Source organism: Salmonella sp. SAL00670, assembly GCF_046552235.1.
Classification (GTDB): Bacteria; Pseudomonadota; Gammaproteobacteria; order Enterobacterales; family Enterobacteriaceae; genus Salmonella; species Salmonella enterica.
In genome coordinates, this window is record NZ_JBGDUO010000001.1 from 1,426,511 (window position 1) to 1,450,430 (window position 23,920).

Annotated in this window: 20 protein-coding genes; 11 read left to right on the forward strand and 9 right to left on the reverse strand. The window is 51.6% G+C overall.

Features of this window, described 5'->3' with window-relative positions; genetic code table 11:
* Positions 1 to 163: 163 nt before the first annotated feature.
* Entirely contained in the window at positions 164 to 1,051 is an 888-nt protein-coding gene (gene serB, locus ACLJRS_RS07200; RefSeq protein WP_001625053.1) for a phosphoserine phosphatase SerB, read from the forward strand.
* Between the two features lie 32 nt (positions 1,052 to 1,083).
* The gene (locus tag ACLJRS_RS07205) at positions 1,084 to 2,406 is read left to right on the forward strand and encodes an MFS transporter (RefSeq protein ID WP_000023807.1); all 1,323 of its coding nucleotides are present in this window, start codon (positions 1,084 to 1,086) and stop codon (positions 2,404 to 2,406) included.
* A 43-nt stretch (positions 2,407 to 2,449) separates the two neighbouring features.
* Here the strand turns inward: ACLJRS_RS07205 and cirA are convergent, their stop codons facing one another.
* The 3 genes from cirA to yieE form a co-directional block, all read right to left on the reverse strand.
* On the reverse strand, positions 2,450 to 4,441 hold the full coding sequence (gene cirA / locus ACLJRS_RS07210) for a catecholate siderophore receptor CirA (RefSeq protein WP_000488255.1): 1,992 nt from the start codon (positions 4,439 to 4,441) through the stop codon (positions 2,450 to 2,452).
* Positions 4,442 to 4,785: 344 nt separating this feature from the next.
* Positions 4,786 to 6,255, reverse strand: coding sequence for a lysine-specific permease (gene lysP / locus ACLJRS_RS07215; protein ID WP_000535000.1), 1,470 nt, complete (start codon positions 6,253 to 6,255; stop codon positions 4,786 to 4,788).
* 189 nt (positions 6,256 to 6,444) lie between these two features.
* Positions 6,445 to 7,308, reverse strand: a complete 864-nt coding sequence (yieE, locus tag ACLJRS_RS07220) for a DNA-binding transcriptional regulator YeiE (protein ID WP_000548316.1) — start codon at positions 7,306 to 7,308, stop codon at positions 6,445 to 6,447.
* A gap of 120 nt (positions 7,309 to 7,428) precedes the next feature.
* Here yieE and ACLJRS_RS07225 point away from each other — a divergent pair, with 120 nt between their 5' ends.
* Both ACLJRS_RS07225 and nfo read left to right on the forward strand, forming a co-directional pair.
* Positions 7,429 to 8,478 (forward strand): YeiH family protein, encoded by a 1,050-nt coding sequence (locus tag ACLJRS_RS07225; RefSeq protein WP_000137961.1) that lies wholly within the window; start codon positions 7,429 to 7,431, stop codon positions 8,476 to 8,478.
* A 78-nt stretch (positions 8,479 to 8,556) separates the two neighbouring features.
* The gene (gene nfo, locus ACLJRS_RS07230; protein WP_000873920.1) at positions 8,557 to 9,414 is read left to right on the forward strand and encodes a deoxyribonuclease IV; all 858 of its coding nucleotides are present in this window, start codon (positions 8,557 to 8,559) and stop codon (positions 9,412 to 9,414) included.
* A 64-nt stretch (positions 9,415 to 9,478) separates the two neighbouring features.
* On the opposite strand, the gene fruA is transcribed toward nfo, so the two are convergent.
* From fruA to fruB, 3 genes are read right to left on the reverse strand one after another with little or no spacing between them, the layout of a single operon-like run.
* A complete protein-coding gene (fruA, locus tag ACLJRS_RS07235; protein ID WP_000854408.1) occupies positions 9,479 to 11,167 on the reverse strand; it encodes a PTS fructose transporter subunit IIBC in 1,689 nt (562 codons plus the stop codon).
* Between the two features lie 16 nt (positions 11,168 to 11,183).
* Positions 11,184 to 12,122 (reverse strand): 1-phosphofructokinase, encoded by a 939-nt coding sequence (gene fruK / locus ACLJRS_RS07240; RefSeq protein WP_000091249.1) that lies wholly within the window; start codon positions 12,120 to 12,122, stop codon positions 11,184 to 11,186.
* Positions 12,122 to 13,252: a fused PTS fructose transporter subunit IIA/HPr protein gene (fruB, locus tag ACLJRS_RS07245; RefSeq protein ID WP_410957767.1), complete on the reverse strand. Its 1,131-nt coding sequence runs from the start codon at positions 13,250 to 13,252 to the stop codon at positions 12,122 to 12,124. Before fruB ends, fruK begins: the two co-directional genes overlap by 1 nt.
* Positions 13,253 to 13,620: 368 nt before the next feature.
* Between fruB and setB the strand changes: the two genes are divergently transcribed.
* Positions 13,621 to 14,802: a sugar efflux transporter SetB gene (setB, locus tag ACLJRS_RS07250; RefSeq protein WP_000551934.1), complete on the forward strand. Its 1,182-nt coding sequence runs from the start codon at positions 13,621 to 13,623 to the stop codon at positions 14,800 to 14,802.
* A 63-nt stretch (positions 14,803 to 14,865) separates the two neighbouring features.
* Here the strand turns inward: setB and ACLJRS_RS07255 are convergent, their stop codons facing one another.
* The 3 genes from ACLJRS_RS07255 to ACLJRS_RS07265 form a co-directional block, all read right to left on the reverse strand.
* A complete protein-coding gene (locus tag ACLJRS_RS07255) occupies positions 14,866 to 15,531 on the reverse strand; it encodes a GNVR domain-containing protein (RefSeq protein ID WP_001213886.1) in 666 nt (221 codons plus the stop codon).
* 1 nt (position 15,532) lies between these two features.
* The gene (locus tag ACLJRS_RS07260) at positions 15,533 to 15,655 is read right to left on the reverse strand and encodes a membrane protein (protein WP_001519564.1); all 123 of its coding nucleotides are present in this window, start codon (positions 15,653 to 15,655) and stop codon (positions 15,533 to 15,535) included.
* 387 nt (positions 15,656 to 16,042) lie between these two features.
* Positions 16,043 to 16,297 carry a YkgJ family cysteine cluster protein gene (locus tag ACLJRS_RS07265; RefSeq protein WP_001669233.1) on the reverse strand — a complete coding sequence of 85 codons (255 nt, stop codon included), beginning with the start codon at positions 16,295 to 16,297 and terminating at the stop codon, positions 16,043 to 16,045.
* Between the two features lie 324 nt (positions 16,298 to 16,621).
* Between ACLJRS_RS07265 and yeiP the strand changes: the two genes are divergently transcribed.
* The 6 genes from yeiP to ACLJRS_RS07295 all read left to right on the forward strand — a co-directional run bounded on the left by yeiP (position 16,622) and on the right by ACLJRS_RS07295 (position 23,920).
* Entirely contained in the window at positions 16,622 to 17,194 is a 573-nt protein-coding gene (gene yeiP, locus ACLJRS_RS07270; protein ID WP_001136822.1) for an elongation factor P-like protein YeiP, read from the forward strand.
* A 211-nt stretch (positions 17,195 to 17,405) separates the two neighbouring features.
* Positions 17,406 to 18,392, forward strand: coding sequence for a CobW family GTP-binding protein (locus ACLJRS_RS07275; RefSeq protein ID WP_000169353.1), 987 nt, complete (start codon positions 17,406 to 17,408; stop codon positions 18,390 to 18,392).
* Between the two features lie 29 nt (positions 18,393 to 18,421).
* Positions 18,422 to 19,141, forward strand: coding sequence for a phosphatase PAP2 family protein (locus ACLJRS_RS07280; protein WP_000178091.1), 720 nt, complete (start codon positions 18,422 to 18,424; stop codon positions 19,139 to 19,141).
* Between the two features lie 413 nt (positions 19,142 to 19,554).
* Complete coding sequence (gene mepS / locus ACLJRS_RS07285; RefSeq protein WP_000241015.1) at positions 19,555 to 20,127, forward strand: bifunctional murein DD-endopeptidase/murein LD-carboxypeptidase; 573 nt, start codon at positions 19,555 to 19,557, stop codon at positions 20,125 to 20,127.
* A gap of 324 nt (positions 20,128 to 20,451) precedes the next feature.
* Entirely contained in the window at positions 20,452 to 22,008 is a 1,557-nt protein-coding gene (locus ACLJRS_RS07290) for a cyclic di-GMP phosphodiesterase (protein ID WP_000957745.1), read from the forward strand.
* A gap of 106 nt (positions 22,009 to 22,114) precedes the next feature.
* Positions 22,115 to 23,920, forward strand: coding sequence for an extracellular solute-binding protein (locus ACLJRS_RS07295; protein ID WP_000561742.1), 1,806 nt, complete (start codon positions 22,115 to 22,117; stop codon positions 23,918 to 23,920).

The window sequence follows — 23,920 nt, forward strand, 5'->3', positions numbered from 1 at the left end:
GCACAGTTGGCATATCAAAAGTGATACCTTTTGTGTCTGAACTTTACCTGGTATCAAAAACAACGCTTTTTTAGCCCTTTTCTGGCTGTGATATCTGTGATAGCACGAGATTCCACGCCACAAAAGAGCCATTATAATACCCGTAAATTAAGGGAGTTATCATATGAGCATTATTTATTTTATTACTACACAGGATATCGATACGTTTCAGAAAAAATTACAGGAAACGTTACTTAATGCCGTCACCATGCCGTTTCCGCTATTATTTGATAAACGTTATGCCGCGCTTATCAATACCGCTTATTTAAAGCTTACGCTTCCAGCGGAATGTCTGACGCCTGAATTTTATCGCTATTTACGCGAACTCTCATTGCAATGGCAGTTTGATTTTTTTATTAAGCCGCAGCCACTGCCTGCTAACGGTATTATCGCGTTTGATATGGACTCGACATTTATTGCGGAAGAAGGCGTGGATGAAATTGCCCGCGAGCTTGGCATGTCGACGCAAATCACCGCCATTACCCAACAGGCGATGGAGGGCAAGCTTGATTTTAACGCCAGTTTTACCCGACGTATCGGAATGTTGAAAGGCACACCGAAAGCAGTGCTGAACGCCGTATGCGATCGCATGACCCTTTCGCCAGGCCTGTTAACTATTCTGCCAGTCATCAAGGCCAAAGGATTTAAAACCGCGATTATCTCCGGGGGACTGGATATATTCACCCAGCGTCTAAAAGAACGGTATCAACTGGATTATGCCTTTTCGAATACGGTTGAAATACGCGATAACGTTCTGACGGATAACATTACCTTGCCGATTATGAATGCCGCAAACAAAAAACAGACGCTGGTTGACCTGGCTGCCCGGTTAAATATTGCCACGGAGAATATTATTGCCTGCGGTGATGGCGCCAACGATCTGCCGATGTTAGAACATGCTGGTACCGGTATTGCATGGAAAGCGAAGCCGGTTGTACGGAAAAAAATCCACCATCAGATTAATTATCACGGTTTCGAATTGCTTCTTTTTCTTATTGAAGATGAATTATAACGCGACTCACCTCGCCGGAAGGGAATTTTAAAATGAGTATAAAAACATTTATTTTCAGCCAGCCCGATAAGCCGATTGTAAAAGAGAAAAAAGAGATAGACCAGACCTATAAAAAATTTCGTTTTGAGATTATCGCCTCGGTCTTTATCTCTTATGCCGTCTTTTATCTTACCCGTAAAAACTTCTCCGCCGCGATGCCGGCCATGCTGACGGAAACGTCGCTGACCGCAGAAGACTTCGCCATTATGTCTTCTATTTTTTACATTCTTTATGGCGCGATGAAGTTTGTCGGCGGGATGCTGGTCGATAAAATTAACCCGAAAGCCATGACCGGCCCGGTGTTGATTGGCGTGGGGATTGTAAATATTCTGTTCGGCTTTTCCGATAGCGTGGCGGCATTCTACGTACTGTACAGCCTCAACGCGATATTACAGGGCACCAGCTTTCCGCCGATGGCGAAAATTATGGCCTCGTGGTTTTCGAAAAACGAACGGGGACGCTGGTGGGCTATCGTTGAAGCGGCGCACAATATCGGCGGCAGCCTCGCGCCACTGCTGACCAGCTTTGCTATCGCCTTTAGCGGTAGCTGGAAAATGGGGTTTTATGTTCCCGGCGCCATTTCGCTGCTGATGGGGATAGTGGCGCTATTTACCATTAAAGATCGTCCCGGTACGTTAGGTTTGCCCAACGTGGGGCAGTGGCGTAACGACCCGACGGAACTGGCCCAGGTCAAGGCCAGCCCGGTCAACCTGAGCTTCTGGCAGATTTTTGTGAAATATATCCTGACCAATCCACTGGTATGGATCATTATTATCGGCGATATGTCAGTTTATATTGCGCGCACTATTCTTAACGACTGGCCGCAGATTTACTATTCGCAGGTTCACGGCTGGAGTCTGATAAAAGCGAACTCGATTATTTCCTGGTTTGAGGCGGGCGGACTGGCAGGTGGGTTGCTGGCAGGCTACTTGTCTGACTTTATGTTCAAAAGTAACCGCTGGATGACCGGATTAATCTTCGCGTTAGCGCTGTGCATATGCATCGTGCTGGTGCCGCTGGTTCAGGATACCTCTTACACCCTCACCGCGATTCTGTTCACCATCATGGGCTTCGCCTTATACGGACCGCATATGCTTTTTGCCGTCGGCTGTCTGGATGTGACCCATAAGGATGCGGCGGGATCGATTACCGGCTTTCGGGGATTGTTCAGCTATGTCGGCGCGGCAATGGCCGGTGTGCCGGTAATTATGGTGAAAAATAGCTGGGCGTGGTCGGGCGTTTATATCTATGCGGTGATCGCCATTCTGCTAACGACTCTGTCGCTGGCGCTGCTCTCCAGGCTGCATCGGTTATAACATTCTGGCGACAGCGGCAAAACGCGGCTGTCGCCAGTCTCTGTCAGAAACGGTAATCCACCGCCATAAAGTAACGACGTCCGTCTTCGGTATAACCGTAGTCGTCGCGTTTGAGATCTTTATCGCCCACGTTCAGAACGCCCGCACGCAGTTTAACGTTTTTCGTCGCCTGCCATGCCGCGCCGGTATCCCAGACCACGTACCCGCCCGGCGTTTTCGCTGTTGCGCTGTCGGCCCGCTTACGCCCGGTATAATTCCCTGATACGTAGAATGACCAGTCTTCGAGCTGCACCGGTTTCCAGTCCAGCGTACCGTTCGCGGTGTGGAACGGCAGATCGGAAAGCGGCTTGTTCCCGCCATTACTGACGTCGCGTCCGTCGTTATAGGTGTAATTCAACGACAGTTTCCACGCCTCGTTAAACGGAACTTTCAACTCGGTTTCCACGCCCTGAATACGCGCTTTATTCACGTTGTAATAACGGAAGACCGGAACGCGCTGTCCCCGACTGTTGGTTTCGAAACCGACAAAGTTGGAATAGCCGGGCGCGGCGTTAACGTCAGGGGTACGACTAATGCTGATGCGATTGTCCACATCGTTACGGAACGTGGTAACGCTCGCTTCCACGCCCTCCAGTATGCCTTCTTCGCCCCGGTAATAAAGGCCGAGCTCCCAGCTTTCACTGGTTTCAGGTTTCAGATCCGGGCTACCGACAATACGGCATCCGCCACGGCAGGAGTTGGTCGCCCAGTCCGGGCTTAATTGCAATAGCGACGGCGCTTTAAAGGCCGTGGCCCACCCACCTTTCACCGTCAGGGTATCCGTTGCGTTATAGACCAGATAAGCACGCGGGCTCCAGTGATCGCCATAGGTTTCATGGTCATCCATACGAATACCGGTGGTCAGCGCCAGCGGTTCGAAGATGCGCCACTCATCTTCAAGGAACAGAGCATACTGGCTGGCGGAGGTTTTAGTACTGGAACCGCCGGTCAGGTTCACCGCATCGCTCAGTTTATCGTGACGCCATTCGCCGCCGAAGGTGAGGAACTGGTTGACAGACGCTAACGGCAGAACGTATTTCCCGTCAATCGAATTGCTTTCTGACGTGATAGGGCTACTGTTGCCGGGGTTTTTGTTTTCCACCTTTTCGCCGTAGAACTTGAGCTCGCTATTGCCGAGATCCCAACGTCCGTTATGGCTCAACGCGTAGTTTTGCCGTTCCAGTCGGTTTTTATCCAGCGAGTCGGAGTCCCGGTCCTGGCGATCAAAACCGTAGCCTGCGGTAACGTCATGATTTTCGTTTGGTGTCCAGGCAAACTCGACGTTTCCATCCCGGCTGGTAAATCCTTCAATGCGCGGCGTTTCACCCGTAGCGGTGGTGGCGGAGCTCTGCTGCTCGTCTTTTTCGCGTTTCGCCAGACTACCGTAGGCTTTCATTCCCAGCACGCCGTCGATCAGCGGACCGCTGGTAAAGAACTGACCGTTATAGGTATCGCCACGGTCGCGATGTTCCTGAATAGTGGAGTCAACCGTGACGCTGCCGTGCCATTTCTGACCAATTTTTTTGGTGATAATGTTGACCACGCCGCCCAGCGCATCGGAGCCATACAGCGAGGACATGGGGCCACGCACCACTTCAATGCGTTCGATAGCGTCAACCGGTATCCAGTTCAGATCAAAATCATTATGGCGGAAGACCGCGTTACGGGAGTTAACGCGCTTACCGTCGATCAGGATCAGCGTATAACTGCTGTCCAGACCACGAATACTCACGCCTTTACGGTTATCCCCTTCGTTAGTGAGCTGTACGCCCGGCACCTCTTTCAGGACATCTTTCAGGTTTTGCACGGGCCTGCGCTGTAAATCTTGCTGGGTAATGACGCTGATACTTGCTGGCGCATCTTTCAGATTTTGTTCGATGGCGGACGCGGTAACGACCATAGTTTCACCATCATCCGTTGCCGCGGCAACCGGCCAGGCCAACGTAACTGCAGACATACAAAGCCCTACCCGAACGAAAGGGTTAAACCTAAACATTCCATTTCTCCATGAGGTAAATACGACAAAAAAATCGGTTATCGCTCACAACGCATTACGTTTCGCCTGCGATAACGGTTATCACGGCGAACTCTTTTTATGCAGGCGAGTCGGGCTCATTAGTGACGGTCGCGCCCGAATCTTCATCCTTTCTGATTTCGAGCGTAACGATAAAGCAAACGATAATAATTATCAATTTAATTGTTAATAATTATGTCATTTGAACCAATCATAAAGAAAAAACAAAAAACCCTCTCGAATGAGAGGGTTAGAAGGGTCAGGTTCAGGCAGTCCGTGCCGGATGGCGGCATAAAGCCTATCCGGCCTATGACGAGAATACCGCGTTACTTTTTAACGCGTTCCGGGAAGTGCATTTCACTATAGCGCACGAAATGCGTACCTTTTATCAGCTTGTAGCCGAACCAGATAAGCAGGAACAGCGGAATACCGATATAGGTCGCCGCGACGCCGCCCCAGTCGATGGTATCTTTCAGGAACGCTTCATAGTTCTGCCCCAACGTAATAATCAGGCACAGTACAAAGGCGAAAATCGGCCCCAGCGGGAAGAACCCGGAACGGTACGGCAAATCATTCACATCATACCCTTGTAACACGTAACCGCGACGGAAGCGATAATGGCTAATGGCAATCCCCAGCCAGGCGATGAAGCCCGTCATACCGGAGGTGTTCAACAGCCACAGATAGACCGTCTGGTTGCCAAACATTGAGGTCAAAAAGCAAAGACCGGCAATCACGGTGGTGGCATAAAGCGCATTGCGCGGTACGCCGCCGCGGGACAATTTCGCAAAAATACGCGGGGCCTTACCGTCACAGGCCAGGGTGTAGAGCATACGGGTCGAGGCATACATCCCGGAGTTACCCGCAGACAGTACCGCCGTCAGGATAACCGCATTCATTATCGCCGCCGCAGACAACAAGCCCGCATGCTGGAACACTAAGGTAAACGGACTGACGCTAATGTCTTTGACGTCGTTACGCAGCAGGTTTGGATCGGTATAAGGAATGATCAGGCTGATAATCAAAATCGCGAAAACATAAAACAGCAGAATACGCCAGAACACCTGACGCACCGCGCGTGGAATATTCTTCTCCGGGTTTTCAGATTCCCCGGCGGCAATACCAATCAGCTCAGTTCCCTGGAAAGAGAAGCCCACGATCATCGCGACGCCAATCATTGCCGCAAAACCGCCAGCGAAAGGCGCATCGCCCGTCGTCCAGTTGCTCCAGCCGACCGGCTCGACACCTTTAAAAATGCCGATAATCATCGCTACGCCAACGATGATGAAGATAATAACGGTCGCGACTTTAATTAACGAGAACCAGTACTCCGCCTCGCCAAAACCGCGTACAGAAATGTAGTTCAGCAAGAAAATGACGCAGAGGAATAGCGCGCTCCAGATCCAGCCCGGCGTGTCCGGGAACCACCAGCCCATCACCAATTGCGCGGCAACCAGGTCAACAGCGATAGTCACCGCCCAGTTGTACCAGTAGTTCCAGCCCAGCGCGAAACCAAAGCCTTCTTCCACATAGTTCTGACCATATGTCGCAAACGAGCCAGATACTGGCATATAGGCCGCCAGCTCGCCAAGACTGGTCATCAGGAAGTAGACCATCAAACCAATCAGAATATAAGAAAACAGCGCGCCGCCTGGCCCCGCCTGAGAAATTGTCGCACCAGATGCAACGAAAAGACCTGTCCCGATGGAGCCGCCAATGGCAATCATCGTCAGGTGACGCGCCTTTAATTCGCGACGTAGCGCGGGCGCTTCTGTGGTTTTAGTTTTGGAACCCATGTGAAAATGCTATCCATCCAAAAAATGAGGCGCGATTGTAACAGACGAAATACTATCCTTCCGACACAAATGCGCGGTTATAAGAGACCTTCATGACCGGCCACGGATTATAAGTAAAGCAGAGAATAACGTATACGTAAGCGGATACTAAAAATGGCGATGCCGCCCGGGCAGCCCTCCTCTTCACCTTTATTCACAGTAACTCAAAAAACGCTGCAACGCGTTAGAAAGATGTTTCTGCCGATGATGAACACGCCACAACGTGCGCACCAGGCGCGGTAACGGCACCGCGACTTCGCCCAGGGTTCCCGCCTGGAGTTGTTCAGCAATCACCCGGCGCGATAAACAGCTTATCCCCAGTCCATGACGCACCGCATGTTTGATCGCTTCTGAATTCCCCAACTCCATCGCCATATGAAAGCGCGGCAAATGCGACAACAGCAAATAATCGACAATTTCCCGCGTACCGGAACCGCGCTCGCGTAAAATCCATGGGGATGCCGCAAGCTGTTCCAGCGTCACCGGCCCCTGCGTCAGCGGCGAAGACGGCGCGGCAAAGACCACCAGCTCATCTTCCAGCCACGGCTCAGAGATAATCTCTGTACTGTGACACGGCCCTTCAATCAGGCCGATATCAACCCGAAAATCCAGCACCGCGTTAATCACGTCCTGGCTGTTTCCCACGCTGAGTTCCAGCGGCAAGGCCGGATAATGCTGGCGATAGCGGGCAATCATGGCGGGTAAAATGTAATTGCCGATGGTGCTACTGGCATAAACCCGTATCGCGCCGTTATCTTCACGAAATAGCTGCTCAATTTCTACCGCTTGCTCCAGCAATGCCAGCGCGCGCGGGTATAACAAGCGCCCATGTTCGTTGACCACCAGCCGTTTCCCCACCCGATCAAACAACTGTACGCCGAGCTGACCTTCCAGATCGGTGAGCGCGGCGCTAACGGCGGACTGCGATAATGACAGCATGACCGACGCCTGGGTTGTTGAACCGCTTTTCAGTACTTCAGCAAACACTTCAAGTTGTCGTAGCGTAATATGCATAGTCGTATCCCACCGATAGCGTTTCACTTACCACTTATAAAGATTAATTATAAATATATAATCAATTTTATTTTTAAACCAGATCACCGTAACCTTATTGTCCATATACAGGAGAAGGTTATGACAGAACTCACCTTGCAGAATCATCGTCGTACAATGTGGCATTTTATACCGGGGCTCGCTCTGAGCGCCGTCATTACAGGAGTCGCCCTGTGGGGCGGCGCTATCCCTGCCGTTGCAGGCGCGGGGTTCAGCGCCCTGACCCTGGCTATCCTGCTGGGTATGGTTATCGGGAATACCATCTATCCACAAATATGGAAACAATGCGACGGCGGCGTGCTGTTTGCAAAACAACATTTACTGCGTTTAGGGATTATCCTTTACGGCTTCCGCCTTACCTTTTCACAAATCGCCGATGTGGGCATTAGCGGTATTGTGATTGACGTATTAACGCTTTCCAGCACGTTCATGCTGGCCTGCTTCTTAGGCCAAAAAGTCTTTGGTCTGGACAGGCATACCAGCTGGCTGATTGGCGCCGGTAGCAGTATCTGCGGCGCGGCGGCGGTACTGGCGACAGAACCGGTGGTAAAAGCGGAAGCCAGTAAGGTTACTGTAGCCGTCGCGACTGTCGTTATTTTCGGCACCATCGCTATTTTCCTTTACCCGGCAATGTATCCGCTGCTGGCGCACTGGTTCAGCCCGGAAACTTACGGCATCTATATCGGCTCAACCATGCATGAAGTCGCGCAAGTGGTCGCAGCGGGTCATGCCGTTAGCCCGGATGCGGAAAATGCGGCAGTTATCGCTAAGATGCTGCGTGTCATGATGCTGGCGCCGTTCCTGATCATTCTGGCGGCGCGCGTTAAACAGCTTTCACCGGCGACCGGCGCGGAAAAAAGCAAAATTACCATTCCGTGGTTTGCTATTTTCTTCATCGTAGTGGCGATCTTCAACTCTTTCCACCTGCTGCCGAAAGCCGTGGTGGATATGCTGGTGACGCTGGACACAGTGCTGCTGGCGATGGCAATGGCGGCGTTGGGTCTGACCACTCACGTTAGCGCATTGAAAAAAGCGGGGGCGAAACCGCTGCTGATGGCGCTGGCATTATTCGCCTGGCTGATTATTGGCGGTGGCGCCATTAACGTCCTAATCCATAGCCTTATCGCATAAATTATTACGTTTCACGCCTGTTAACCCGTTATCATAGCGTTCGTAATGAACCGTTAGCGGGTTTAACAGGAGTCTTTTATGAAATACATCGGAGCGCACGTCAGCGCTGCTGGCGGTCTGGCTAACGCCCCTGCCCGCGCGGCTGAAATTGGCGCAACGGCCTTTGCGCTTTTCACAAAAAACCAGCGTCAGTGGCGTGCCGCCCCCCTTACTCCCCAGGTCATTGATGACTTTAAAATCGCCTGTGAAAAGTATCTTTTCTCGGCGGCGCAAATTCTTCCCCACGATAGTTACCTGATTAATCTGGGCCATCCGGTCAGTGAAGCGCTGGAAAAATCACGCGATGCCTTTCTCGATGAAATGCAGCGCTGTGAACAACTCGGCTTAACCTTGCTTAATTTTCATCCCGGTAGCCATCTGATGCAGATTGCACAGGAGGATTGCCTGGCGCGGATCGCGGAATCCATCAATATCGCCCTCGCGCAGACCGAGGGCGTTACGGCGGTTATCGAAAATACAGCCGGTCAGGGCAGTAATCTGGGGTTTGAGTTTGAACAGTTAGCCGCCATCATCGACGGCGTGGAAGATAAGTCGCGCGTTGGCGTCTGTATCGATACCTGCCATGCCTTTGCCGCCGGATACGATCTGCGTACGCCAGAGGCGTGCGAAAAAACGTTCGCCGAATTCGGGAAAATTGTCGGATTTCAGTATTTGCGCGGAATGCACCTGAACGACGCCAAAAGCGCCTTCGGTAGCCGCGTTGACCGCCATCACAGCCTGGGTGAAGGCAATATCGGCCACGATGCGTTTCGTTGGATTATGCAGGATGGGCGTTTTGACGGTATTCCGCTGATACTGGAGACCATCAATCCTGATATCTGGGCGGAAGAGATTGCGTGGTTAAAAGCCCAGCAAATTGCCGAAGCGGTGGCCTGACGCTCAATGTTCTTCAGGCAATAAAAAAGGCAGAGCGCGCTCTGCCTTTTTTAGCGTGTTTCTCTTACGCCGCTTTTGCCGCGACTTCCGTCTCCGGACGTTTCAGGACGGCATAAGCCAGCCCTGCCACCAGCGTACCGGCCACAATTGCCAGCAGGTATCCCAATACCGGTGTAATTGCGCCTGGGATAAGCAGAACAAACAGACCGCCATGCGGCGCCATCAATTTTGCGCCTACCGCCATAGAAATGGCCCCGGTCAACGCGCCGCCAACGATACAGCACGGCAGTACACGCATCGGGTCGCGTGCCGCAAACGGAATAGCGCCTTCAGTGATAAAGCACAGCCCCAGCACCAACGCCGCTTTACCGCCTTCCTGCTGCGCTTTGTCGAACTTACGGCGCGCCACCATCGTCGCCAGACCCAGCGCTAACGGCGGTACCATACCTGCGGCCATGATCGCCGCCATCGGCGCGTAAGTTTGCGTACTCAGCAGACCAACGCCAAACGCATACGCCGCTTTGTTCACCGGGCCGCCCATGTCGGTACACATCATCCCGCCGAGAATCGCGCCCAGCAGCACCGCGTTTGCCGTCCCCATGGTTTGCAGCCAGTGGGTGAGCCCTTCCAGAATCCCGGCAACCGGTTTACCGATCAGGTAAATCATTGCCAGCCCCACCACCAGACTGGAAATTAACGGGATGATCAGGATTGGCTTCAGCGCTTCCATACTTTGCGGAAGTTTCAGTTTGGTACTGATAAGCTTCGCCATATACCCGGCAAGGAAGCCGGCAATGATCCCGCCGATAAAACCGGAACCGGTGCTAACCGCCAGCATACCGCCAATCAGACCTGGCGTAAGGCCTGGGCGATCCGCGATGGAGAAAGCGATATAACCCGCCAGTACCGGCACCATCAGCGCAAACGCCGAACCGCCGCCAATCTGCATCAGCGCCGCCGCCAGCGTGTCCGGCACCTTAAAGGCTTCAATACCAAAGGCGAAGGAAAGCGCAATACACAGTCCCCCGGCAACCACCATAGGCAGCATGTAAGAAACGCCCGTCAACAGATGCCGGTATGCGCCAGCGCTCTCTTTCTTCCCTTCGGTCGCCGCTTGCGATGCCTTACCCGCCGGTTGATACGGCGTTGCTTCCGCTACGGCTTTATCCAGCTCCTGCGCCGTCTTTTTCAGCGCCAGGCCGGTCGACGTGCGGTACATCGGGAGACCGGCAAACTTCGCCAGATCCACTTCGATATCCGCCGCCACAATCACTAAATCCGCTTCCGCCACCTCTTCCGGGGTGATGGCATTGCCGGCCCCCACGGAGCCGCGCGTTTCGACTTTTACCCACCAGCCGCGTTTTTTCGCTTCCGTTTCAATGGCTTCAGCCGCCATAAAAGTATGGGCGACGCCGGTCGGGCAGGCCGTTACCGCGACCACGCGTTTCGGACCGCCGCTCGCCGCAGGAGCAGCCGCAGCAGGGGCGCTGTAAGGGGTCGCATGGCTTTTGGCTTCACTCAGAAACAGTTCCGGATGCGCGACGGCGCGACCAATATCCCCCAGCCAAACCTTTTTGCCGTTCAGAGCATTGTCGTTCGGCAGAGATTCGCCCAGCACGATCGCCAGTTCAGCATCATTCGGATTGTCGATAATTTCCAGATTTGCTTTATGCGCCGCCGCTCCAAGCAGGGTTTTCGCCATGTAAGCGCGAGCCTGGCCGAGATTAGCGTCAATTATCAGCAGCGTTTTCATTATGCCTCTCCTGCTGTCAGTTAAACGGTTGTAAGTCGACACGCGCCATCATTGCGGCCAACTGAGGACGATCGGTAATACCCACATTGCTCTGGCTGACCGCCAGCGCGGCAACCGCCGTCGCCAGACGCAGCGTATGTTCGCTGGACTCGCGCATCAGCAGGCCGTAAATCAATCCGCCAACCATGGAATCGCCTGCGCCGACGGTACTTACCACGTCCACTGCCGGTGGTTTAGCGATCCATTCTCCTGAGGCGTTAACCCACAGCGCGCCTTCCGCCCCCAGCGAAATCACCACATGAGCGATACCCTGTTCGCGTAACGCGTGCGCCGCATCAATTACATCTTTCATTTCCGGGAGCTTACGACCCGCCCAAATTTCCAGTTCGCGGCGATTCGGTTTCACCAGCCACGGCGCAGCTTTAAGACCGGCGACTAACGCTTCACGGCTACTATCAAAGATAATGCATGGACACTGGCTGCGCAGACGCGTCATCCAGTCGGTGAACGCTTCCGGACTCACGCCAGCCGGTAAGCTACCGCTGACGCAGACCATATCGAACTGGCCCAGCCAGCTCAGGGAGTCGTTAACAAAGCGTTCCCAGTCTGCGGGGGTCACGTCAAAGCCGGAAAAGTTGAAGTCGGTCACTTCGCCATCTTTTTCCGTCAGCTTCACGTTGATGCGGGTCCGGCCCTGAACCACCTGAAAGCGGTTAGCGATGCCCAGTTCGCTGAATAATTGCTGAAAACCGTCCTGGTTATCTTTACCGAGAAAACCGCCGACGGTGACGTCGATGCCTAAGTCTTTCAGCACCTTGGCAACGTTAATGCCTTTGCCCGCCGCGTGCAGACCCGTGGTTTTCACCAGGTTCACTTCGCCGCGTTCGATTTCAGGGCAAAACCCAACCAGATCGTAAGCCGGATTAAGGGTAATGGTGGCGACACGCCTGCTCATTATGCGCCCTCCCCGAGACCGGCGGCGATCGCATCGCCAATCGCTTTCAGCGCCTGTTCAGCATCTTCACCCTGCGCGGTAAAGCGCAGACGATGGCCTTTCTTCACGCCTAATGCCACCACTTTCATCAGACTACGTCCGTTTGCCGGTTTGCCGGTTCCATCAAGGTTTGTCACGGTAATTTCACTGTTAAATTGTTTAATCGTATTCACCAGCATGGTGCCCGGACGGGCATGGAGACCATGCTCATTACGCACTACAAATTCCGCGCTCAGTACGTCATCCGTCAGCGCATCACCACTGGTCAGCAACGCCAGCAGCGTCGCGGCGTCGGCGCTCAGCAGACGATCGGCTTTATTGTTCAGCAACAGGTCGCCGAGGCGTTTTAGCACGGCAATCGGCTGCTCGTCGTTCATCGCGACAGTGACTAATAAGGCTGCTTTTTCACCCTCTACGTCAAACGCCTGGGTCGCACGGCTTACCGCAACAGCGCTGCGCAAATTGCCTTCCGCGCTGTCGTTCAGCCAGATGCCTTGTCCCAGATTCATCGGACTATCGTTAATCGTTTTTGCGACGAACGCCGCATCAACCGCTCCCGCCTCTTTCAGACGCGCCGCATTTAGCGCCTGCAATGTGACCAGCGAGCTGGCGATGACATCCAGCGTCATCGTCTCGTTATCAAGTTTTAATTGTTCACTTTGCTTCTCGCCCATCAGCAATGCGCGCAGCTCTTCCGCCGTTGTCGCGGATTTCAGCTGTTCAGCCACGGAGTCATCGCTCAGCACATGCGTCAGCTGACGCAGCAGGCCGAGGTGTTCGTCCGAACTGGCGGCAATACCAATCGCCACGTAGGCGACCTGGCCTTCTCCCCAGGTAACGCCCTGCGGGAATTGAAAGACCTGGACGCCGGTTTTCAGCACCTGATCGCGCGTGTCTGTTGTGCCATGGGGAATCGCAATACCATTGCCAAGAAAGGTCGAGGTTTGCTGTTCGCGCGCCAGCATACCGTCAACATAGCCGCCCGCCACATTCCCCGCCTGCGCTAACGCGGCGGCGATTTGCCGAATGGCCTCTTCTTTATTTCCGGCCTGCTCGCCCGGATGAATGTCCTGAACCGATAACTGGAACATGTGTCTCCTCTCCTGCTGAATTGAAACGATTCAGCCACTATGAGAAAAAAAGCGCCAATATGAGTTATCAAAAAAACCAGATCGCGCTGAAACGTTTCAAGAAGTCTGGATCTTTCTGCTTCAGCACGCAAGAAAAGTTACCGGTTTTGTAGCAATTTTTTGAGGTAAAGCACATTTTTTCTCCAACAGCCCCTCAATAGCTGACGCATAAAAGGCTTCAGCTTTTTTCTTTCAGCTTGCGTCAGCACACCCAGGTAACAAACTGGAATGCTATTTTGATTTTTCGTGTCGATTTTGATTCAGACGCCTGTTTATTTTCTGACGGGCAGCGTAAACTCCGCCTCTCTTCACACCACTGATATAGAAACATGCACAACAGTCCCGCCGCCGCTGCGCCTAAATCGTTTGACCTGACGTCTACCGCCTTTTTGATCGTGGCTTTTCTCACCGGTATTGCCGGTGCGTTACAGACGCCGACGCTCAGTATTTTTCTGACGGATGAGGTTCACGCCCGCCCCGGCATGGTGGGATTCTTTTTTACCGGCAGCGCGGTTATCGGCATTATCGTGAGCCAGTTTCTGGCCGGTCGCTCAGATAAAAAAGGCGATCGCAAAAAACTGATCGTTTTCTGTTGCGTGCTGGGCATGTTGGCCTGCGTGCTGTTTGCCTGGAACCGCAACTACTTTATTTTGCTGTTTATCGGCGTCTTTCTCAGTAGCTTCGGCTCTACCGCCAACCCGCAGATGTTTGCGCTCGCCCGTGAACATGCCGATCGTACAGGTCGTGAAGCGGTGATGTTCAGCTCAATCCTCCGCGCCCAGGTCTCATTGGCCTGGGTCATTGGGCCGCCGCTGGCCTATGCGCTGGCGATGGGTTTTAGCTTTACGGTGATGTATTTGAGCGCGGCGGTAGCTTTTATCGTCTGCGGCGTCATGGTGTGGTTCTTTTTACCGTCAATGCGCAAAGATGCGCCGCTGGCAACCGGCACGCTGGAAGCACCGCGTCGTAATCGCCGCGATACGCTGTTGCTGTTTGTCATCTGTACGTTAATGTGGGGAACTAACAGCCTGTATATCATTAATATGCCGCTGTTTATCATCAATGAGCTGCATCTTCCGGAAAAACTTGCAGGCGTGATGATGGGCACCGCCGCCGGGCTGGAGATTCCCACAATGCTGATTGCAGGTTACTTCGCCAAACGGTTGGGAAAACGCCTGTTAATGTGCATCGCCGTTGTCGCCGGACTGTGCTTTTATGCGGGGATGTTGCTGGCGCACGCGCCGGCAACGTTACTCGGCTTGCAGTTGCTGAACGCGATTTACATCGGCATTCTTGGCGGGATTGGCATGCTCTATTTTCAGGATCTCATGCCAGGCCAGGCGGGTTCAGCCACCACGCTGTATACCAATACCATTCGCGTCGGCTGGATCATTGCCGGTTCGCTGGCGGGAATCGCCGCAGAAATCTGGAATTATCATGCGGTCTTCTGGTTTGCGTTAGTCATGATTGTCGCCACCATGTTCTGCCTGGCGCGTATTAAAGATGTTTAACTTGCAAGCCTGATACTTTTACTCTTCGACACATTCAGCGCAGAGTTTATCTCTGCGCAATGTTCATGCGCGGTCATTCATTGTCTTTTTCTCAATACGATATTCTGTTAGCGCCCTCCTACATAAAAGACCGGTTATTGAGAAAATTACGCCCATCAGTCCGCAAAGAACCAACACCAGCCGCATCTTATATTTTGGTGTGACAGCAACATCTATCACTTCAATGTTAGCATTATTTTTAACCGCCTCCGACAACAAGGATAGCTTTGCATATGTTTCCGTTTGTAACATATTTTTATGCACGCTATAACGTTTAATGTCACCGTCATCGATATACCATGCTGCCATTTTATCGACACTATTTTTCAGGGTGGAAATAATATTATTGACGCTTTCTTCCCTCCCCTGCGCCTTAAAAAGGACAAGCTGATTTTTCGCGTCAAAACTTATTTTATTTTTATAGTTCGCAGGCAAGAAACGGCTAAACTGGTTAAGGATAACCGTTGTTTTACATTGAATATCATTAGCATAGCCACATAACGCATAGGTAGCAGGCGTATCCAGATTAGGTTTGATCGTAATACTCACAACCTTTGTATCATGCTGCACGCTCACAAAAACATAGCCAATGGCGACAAAAATAAAGGTAGCGATCACGATACTTAGCCATTTTCTTATAAGGAATAAGGAAACGTCGACTAAATCAATTTCACTATTTTCTCCCCGCATTTCACATCCCTTTTAAAACGCTAATAGTCAACCCGAATACTGAAATAACAAAAAGCAACACCAGCGTAAAAATAAACGCCCTGGCTGCGAACGTATATTTCTTCATAAGATAAAACCCACACATAAGAATTCGAGTATTTTAAAGGAAAATAACAACACATTCACACTGGTTATATCGATCGGTAAATACATCAATGATAGATATAAGCTATCAAATTCATGATATCGATCGTTACAAATAATTAAAATCGATCAAAATTCCTCTTTTTAATAGATAAAAACTATCATATAAATAAAATTGATCGTTTTTATTTTATGTGACGGTTTGTTCGGTACACGTTCAGGCACCAACGGGGTTGAGCGGCGACATCTACCGCTTCAGAAGCCACGAAATAAGGGAAGCATGTATTACGCTATTTAATGGTAAAAGGAGGTAATTTGATGCGCAGCTTTTGCAGACTATTTCGGGATATAACGTAAGCCCCTGCACATTTATCAAAAGCGGCTTAGATCATGGTAAGGTTTTCTGTTCGAGTTCCTGCAAATAAATAATGGCCTCTTCCCGGGTCGTTAAACACATGTCCCCTGTCGGTTGCAAACCAGAGCACACTTTTGGGCGTAAAGGCGAGCCAAAGATAAGGCACAAGTTATCTTCCGAAAGCTGCACGCATCTGGTATTCATCGGCTTGCCATTCGGCATTCCGGGTATCGGCGACGAAATTGAAGGCGCAATACAGCAAGCACCACAACCGCTACGACAGTCCATGCTCAGCCCCTCTATTTATAACCAAATGAAAGATAACAGAATTTGTCCAAAGAAAAATCCAGATTTAAAATGTGGACGTCATCATGATCAGGCCTGTCCTCAGACATTCCGAAGACAAGGCTGGAAACAGAAGGGCCAACACAGCACACTTCCCCCCTCCAGGCGACATGCCATCGCCTATTCTCGTTGAACGCGGAGCGGAAAGCGGACGAACAGTATCACCTTTTTTGCACCAGCAAAAGTGACAATTCCACTTGCCTGGACGGCCCGGCGCGAGTAGTTTTACGCGATATTTTAGATAATCTCTACAACAGGATCTCCTCGATGCCAAGAGCGAACGAAATCAAAAAAGGTATGGTACTGAACTACAACGGCAAATTGCTGATTGTGAAAGATATCGACATTCAGTCACCTACCGCCCGTGGCGCCGCCACACTGTATAAAATGCGTTTTTCCGATGTCCGCACCGGTCTGAAAGTGGAAGAACGTTTCAAAGGCGACGATATCGTTGATACCGTCACCCTGAGCCGTCGCGGCGTTGACTTTTCTTATGTCGATGGCAACGAATATGTGTTCATGGATAAAGAAGACTATACGCCGTATACCTTCACCAAAGATCAGATTGAAGAAGAGTTGCTGTTTATGCCTGAAGGCGGAATGCCGGATATGCAGGTTCTGACCTGGGACGGCCAACTGCTGGCGCTAGAGCTTCCGCAGACCGTGGATCTGGAAATCGTCGAAACCGCGCCGGGTATTAAAGGAGCGTCCGCCAGCGCACGTAACAAACCCGCGACATTAAGCACCGGTCTGGTGATTCAGGTTCCCGAATACCTGAGCGCAGGTGAGAAAATCCGCATTCATATCGAAGAGCGCCGTTATATGGGGCGCGCGGATTAAGTTTCGCATTTTTCGGCTGCGCCCCAGGGCGCAGTCTGACCCTTTTCTTTATTGACTGTTCTGCACCAGGCAAGAGAAACGTTAAAAATTTAACATTTTCTGCTCTTAAGATGGCAGAAGCACGACTTCGTCAACTCAGCCCTTCTCTTTTTCACGTTTATTCGCCAGGATTATTAAAGTTGTTATGTTGTATCAATATTCTGGAGCTGACGTGACCAAAACCAATCTTATTACTGGATTTCTCGGTAGTGGAAAAACCACCTCTATCCTTCATTTATTAGCTCATAAAGATCCGGCTGAAAAGTGGGCCGTCCTGGTTAATGAATTTGGTGAAGTGGGTATTGACGGCGCGCTGCTTGCCGACAGCGGCGCACTGCTAAAAGAGATCCCCGGCGGCTGCATGTGCTGCGTCAATGGATTGCCTATGCAGGTGGGGCTCAACACGCTGCTGCGCCAGGGCAAACCTGACCGGTTGCTGATTGAACCAACCGGACTGGGACACCCAAAACAGATTCTGGATTTATTAACTGCGCCGGTTTATGAGCCGTGGATTGATTTACGCGCCACGCTCTGCATCCTTGACCCTCGCCTGCTACTGGACCAACAGAGCGTCGCCAATGAAAATTTCCGCGATCAGCTCGCCTCAGCCGATATTATCATCGCCAATAAGACCGATCGCGCCACGGCGCAGAGCGATGCCGCCCTGCAACAGTGGTGGCGACAGTACGGCGGCGATCGTCAACTGATTCATGCCGAACATGGACAGATAGACGGTAAGCTTCTTGATTTACCACGGCAAAATCTGGCGGAATTGCCGGCCAGCGCCGCGCATTCTCACACTCATACCAGTAAAAAAGGACTCGCCGCGCTAAATCTGCCCGCCCAGCAGCGCTGGCGACGCAGCCTCAATAGCGGACAGGGTCATCAGGCCTGCGGCTGGATTTTCGATGCCGATACCGTGTTTGACACCATTGGCCTACTCGAATGGGCGCGTCTGGCGCCGGTGGGCCGGGTGAAAGGCGTTATGCGCATACAAGAGGGGCTGGTACGCATCAATCGCCAGGGCGATGACCTGCACATCGAAACACAGAGTGTCGCGCCGCCGGATAGCCGGGTTGAACTTATCTCAAACACAGAAACCGACTGGAATACGTTACAGACGGCCTTGTTGAAGCTTCGTTTAGCGACGCACGCGTAAGGTTGCCACCGTTTAAAAACTATGGCGAAATGACGATGAAAACCCGCTATTCCTTGATAATTCTGCTTAATGCCGCCGGTCTGGCGCTGTTTTTGTCATGGTATCTTCCCGTCAATCACGGTTTCTGGTTCACCATTGATTCCGGCATATTCCACTTCTTTAACCAGAAACTGGTGGAAAGCCACGCGTTCCTCTGGTGGGTCGCTATTACCAATAATCGGGCGTTTGACGGCTGTTCGCTGCTGGCGATGGGCGGACTGATGCTCAGTTTCTGGCTAAAAGAAGACGCGTCGGGCCGGCGGCGCATTGTGATAATCGGATTGGTCATGCTGCTAACAGCGGTGGTGCTTAACCAACTCGGTCAGGCGCTGATCCCCGTCAAGCGCGCCAGCCCAACGCTCTCTTTTGAGCATATTTATCGCGTCAGCGAGTTGCTGCACATCCCGACAAAAGACGCGTCAAAAGACAGTTTCCCAGGCGATCACGGTATGATGCTGCTGATATTTTCCGCCTTTATGCTGCGTTATTTCGGCAAAACTGCGGGGATTATCGCCCTTATTATATTTGTGGTTTTCGCGTTTCCGCGCGTTATGATTGGCGCTCACTGGTTCACCGATATTGTGGTCGGGTCGCTCACGGTTATTTTGATTGGCCTCCCCTGGTGGCTGATGACCCCGCTCAGCGACCGGGCGATAGCGCTTTTTGAGAATTATCTCCCGGGCGGAAATAAACAAATTTTAAACAAATAACCTATGTAATTAACATTACCTTCAGCGATAGTTTTACATCGTTGAAGGTAATTTATGATGATATTCCCCCAGCCCATCATTTTTCGGTCATATTATTCCTCTGCAAAATGAACAGCTTGCCCGATTTTTAAACGATTTGCGCTTAATTTGACCCGTGCTGATAGTTCACTTTTCGTATCATAAATTCTTATAAAAAATCACGCGAAATCGCTCGCAATGACAGCAACAATCGGGTAATCTCAAACTCGTTTTGCCTCGCCAGATAATTATTCTCATTGCGAATAAATTTGTGCGTTCCGCCACAGATTTGTGCACAAAGAATTGTCTCAAGCTGTGCAGGTAATTAGTCTCATCACGTTTGGCATTTTTATAACGATATTTATCGTTAAGGACTTCAAGGGAAAACAAACAACATGGTCAAATCTCAACCGATTTTGAGATATATTTTGCGCGGGATTCCTGCGATTGCAGTTGCGGTTCTGCTTTCTGCTTGTAGCACAACCACCAATACCGCAAAGAATATGCATTCTGAGACGCATGCTGTGGGCAATAGCGATAGCTCTTCACTGCAAGCCTCTCAGGATGAATTTGAAAATATGGTGCGTAACCTCGACGTTAAGTCGCGGATTATGGATCAGTATGCTGACTGGAAAGGCGTGCGTTACCGCCTGGGCGGCAGCACTAAGAAAGGCGTCGACTGTTCCAGCTTTGTACAGCGCACCTTCCGTGAACAGTTTGGTTTAGAGCTTCCGCGTTCAACCTATGAACAGCAGGAAATGGGCAAAGCGGTTTCACGCAATAACCTGCGTACGGGCGATCTGGTTCTGTTCCGCGCCGGCTCCACTGGTCGTCATGTCGGTATTTATATCGGCAATAACCAGTTTGTCCATGCGTCTACCAGTAGCGGCGTCATTATCTCCAGTATGAACGAACCGTACTGGAAAAAACGCTACAATGAAGCGCGTCGAGTTCTGAGCCGCAGTTAATCTTCATCAGGCAGCACCTCCCTTGGCTTACCTGATGAGACGACATAAAAAGCACTGCTTCGGCAGTGCTTTTGCTTGTTATCCCTTCTGAACCCGTTTTGCCGAATGGCGACGTGTCGCCTCTTATCCAGCCTATAACACACGAATGTAGGTCTGATAAACATAGCGCCATCAGACATTCAGGTCGTTTCCCCCAACGGCTACTGCGACAATACGCTTTCCTGCACATCACGAAAAGCATGACTATCCGGGGTAATCCAGGCTATAGTCTTATAAATCAACCAGTTTAACCGGCATCCGCCTTTTCAGGTCACACCAGGAATTATGCTTACACGCGACTCCTCTTCCGGTCGGAAAATCCTGCTTACCTGTATCATTACGGGGATAGCAGCAGCATTACTTATTGGTAGCCTGCAATTTTTCCTGTCGTGGCATAAACGGGATGTTAAATACAATACGCTCCTTTCTGATGTACAACATTACCTGGCCAGCTATTTCGCCGACCTGAAAGCCACCACCGATATTCTTCAACCGTTGACGATCAACACCTGTCAGCAGGTTGGCGCAGAACTCACCTCAAGAGCCGCTTTTAGCCTTAATGTCCGCGCCTTCTTATTGATTAAAGATAAAAAAGTGTTCTGCTCTTCCGCCACTGGCGCCATGAATATGCCGCTTCAGCAACTGGTACCGGATATAGATATCCGCAAAGACGTTGCTATGGCGATTCTGCCCGGCACGCCAATGATGCCCAACAAACCGACAATGGTGATTTGGTATCGAAACCCATTATTAAATGACAGCGGCGTATTCACATCGCTGAATATTAACCTGACGCCTTACTTACTCTATACCACGCGCCAGGATGATTTTAACGGCATCGCGCTGATTGTCGGCAATACCGCTCTGTCGACCTTTTCTTCGCGTCTGCTGACCGTCGCGGAGCTGCCGGGTACGCCATCACGACTGGCAACTATCAACGGCCTGCCGCTTAAAATACAGCTTTATGCCGATAGCTGGACCTACAATGACTTGTGGTATGCGTTGATGCTGGGCTGCATTAGCGGCATCGTAGCAGGGTTTATCTGTTACTTTATCTATGCCCTCCGGACGCGACCGGGCAAAGAGATTTTAACGGCGATCAAACACGAGCAGTTTTATGTGGTTTATCAGCCCGTCGTCGATACTCGTACGCTGAGCGTCACCGGGCTTGAAGTCTTACTGCGCTGGCGTCACCCTACGGCAGGCGAGATTCCGCCGGATGCCTTTATCCACTATGCCGAAGCGCAGCAACTTATCGTACCGTTAACGCAGCATCTGTTCGAGCTGATCGCCCGCGACGCGCCCACGCTACAGAAGGTGATGCCCGTCGGTGCCAAATTTGGCATTAACATCGCGCCGGAACATCTGCACAGCGACAGTTTTAAAGAGGATATGCACCGGCTCAGGGACGCCCTGCCCGCGCACCATTTTCATATCGTGCTGGAAATCACTGAACGCGATATGCTCCAGCAGTATGAAGCGGCCAAACTGTTCGAATGGCTGCATTCCGCCGGGTTTGAAATCGCTATAGATGATTTCGGTACAGGCCATAGCGCCCTGATTTATCTGGAGCGATTTACTTTAGATTATCTGAAAATCGATCGCGGCTTTATCCAGGCGATCGGCACGGAAACCGTCACGTCTCCGGTTCTGGATACCGTGCTGACGCTCTCCAGACGCCTGAATATGCTGACGGTGGCCGAGGGCGTTGAAACGCCGGAGCAGGCCCGTTGGCTACGCGATCACGGTGTTAATTACTTGCAGGGGTACTGGATTAGCCGTCCTTTACCCCTTAAAGATTTCGTGCTGTGGATGTCGGCGCCTTCCGTGCCTGAATGGTAGCCCCCTTACGGTTTTAACGGATTCACAGCAGACGCAACGTCACTTATTATTCAGCGAAACGCCTGCCGGTTTGCAGCGGGCAATACGATAAGGAAACCGCCTTCAGATGATTGCGCGCGTAATGCTTCTGCTTGTCGCACTGGTTAGCGCTGGCGCCCAGGCCCAGGAAATCAAAGAAAGCTACGCTTTCGCCGTACTCGGCGAACCTAAGTATGCTTTTAACTTTGATCACTTTGATTATGTGAATCCTGCTGCGCCGAAAGGCGGTCAGATGACGCTTTCCGCCATTGGTACGTTCGATAATTTCAATCGCTATTCGCTGCGCGGCAATCCCGGCGTACGTACCGAAGCCCTTTACGATACGCTTTTTACCACCTCGGATGATGAGCCCGGAAGCTATTACCCGCTGATTGCCGACCATGCCCGCTATGCCGCCGACTATTCCTGGGTGGAAATCTCGATTAACCCCCGCGCTCGTTTTCACGATGGCACGCCCATTACCGCCCGCGATGTGGCTTTTACCTTTCATAAGTTCATGACCGAAGGCGTACCGCAGTTCCGTCTGGTCTATAAAGGTACTACCGTGAAGGCGATTGCGCCTTTAACCGTGCGAATTGAGCTGGCGAAGCCTGGTAAAGAAGACATGCTTAGTCTGTTTTCACTACCGATCATGCCCGAAAAATTCTGGAAAAATCACAAACTCAGCGATCCACTTTCAACGCCGCCCTTAGCCAGCGGGCCATACCGGATTACTCAGTGGAAAATGGGCCAGTACATTGTCTATTCACGCGTCAAAAACTACTGGGCGGCTAATCTGCCGGTCAATCGTGGACGTTTTAACCTCGACACTATCCGCTACGATTACTACCTTGATGACAATGTCGCTTTCGAGGCGTTTAAAGCGGGCGCATTTGATCTACGGCTGGAAAACGACGCTAAAAACTGGGCAACGCGCTATATCGGTAAAAATTTCGATAATCATTACATCATTAAAGAAGAGCAGAAAAACGAGTCGGCGCAGGACACACGCTGGCTGGCCTTTAATATTCAGCGCCCGGTATTTAAAGACCGGCGGGTACGTGAAGCTGTCACCCTGGCCTTCGATTTTGAGTGGATGAATAAAGCGCTGTTCTATAATGCCTGGAGCCGAACCAACAGTTACTTCCAGAATACCGAGTACGCCGCCAGAAATTACCCTGACGCCGATGAGCTGGTATTACTCGCGCCGATGAAAAAAGATCTTCCTCCTGAAGTCTTCACCCAGATCTATCAGCCGCCGGTCTCTAACGGCGACGGCTACGATCGCGAAAATCTTCTTAAAGCTGACGCCTTGTTGACGCAGGCCGGATGGGTGATCAACGGACAGCAACGGGTCAATAGCGTCACCGGTAAGCCTCTGACGTTTGAACTTCTCCTTCCTGCCAGCAGTAATAGCCAGTGGGTTCTGCCCTTCCAGCATAATCTTCAGCGTCTGGGCATTACGATGACTATCCGTCAGGTTGATAATTCTCAACTCACCAACCGGATGCGTAGCCGCGACTATGACATGATGCCGAGGCTATGGCGGGCGATGCCCTGGCCCAGCTCCGATCTACAAATCTCATGGGCGTCGGAATACATTGACTCCAGTTATAACGCTCCCGGCGTACAAAGCCCGGTGGTGGATAAACTGATCGCGCAAATTATCGCAGCGCAGGGTGATAAAGCGAAACTGGTGCCGCTGGGACGGGCGCTGGATCGCGTGCTGACCTGGAACTATTACATGCTGCCGATGTGGTATATGGCGCAAGACAGGCTCGCCTGGTGGGATAAATTCTCCCATCCGGCGATTCGCCCGGTATATACCATCGGGTTAGATACCTGGTGGTATGATGTCAACAAAGCCGCCAAACTACCGGCAGCCAGGAGGTAG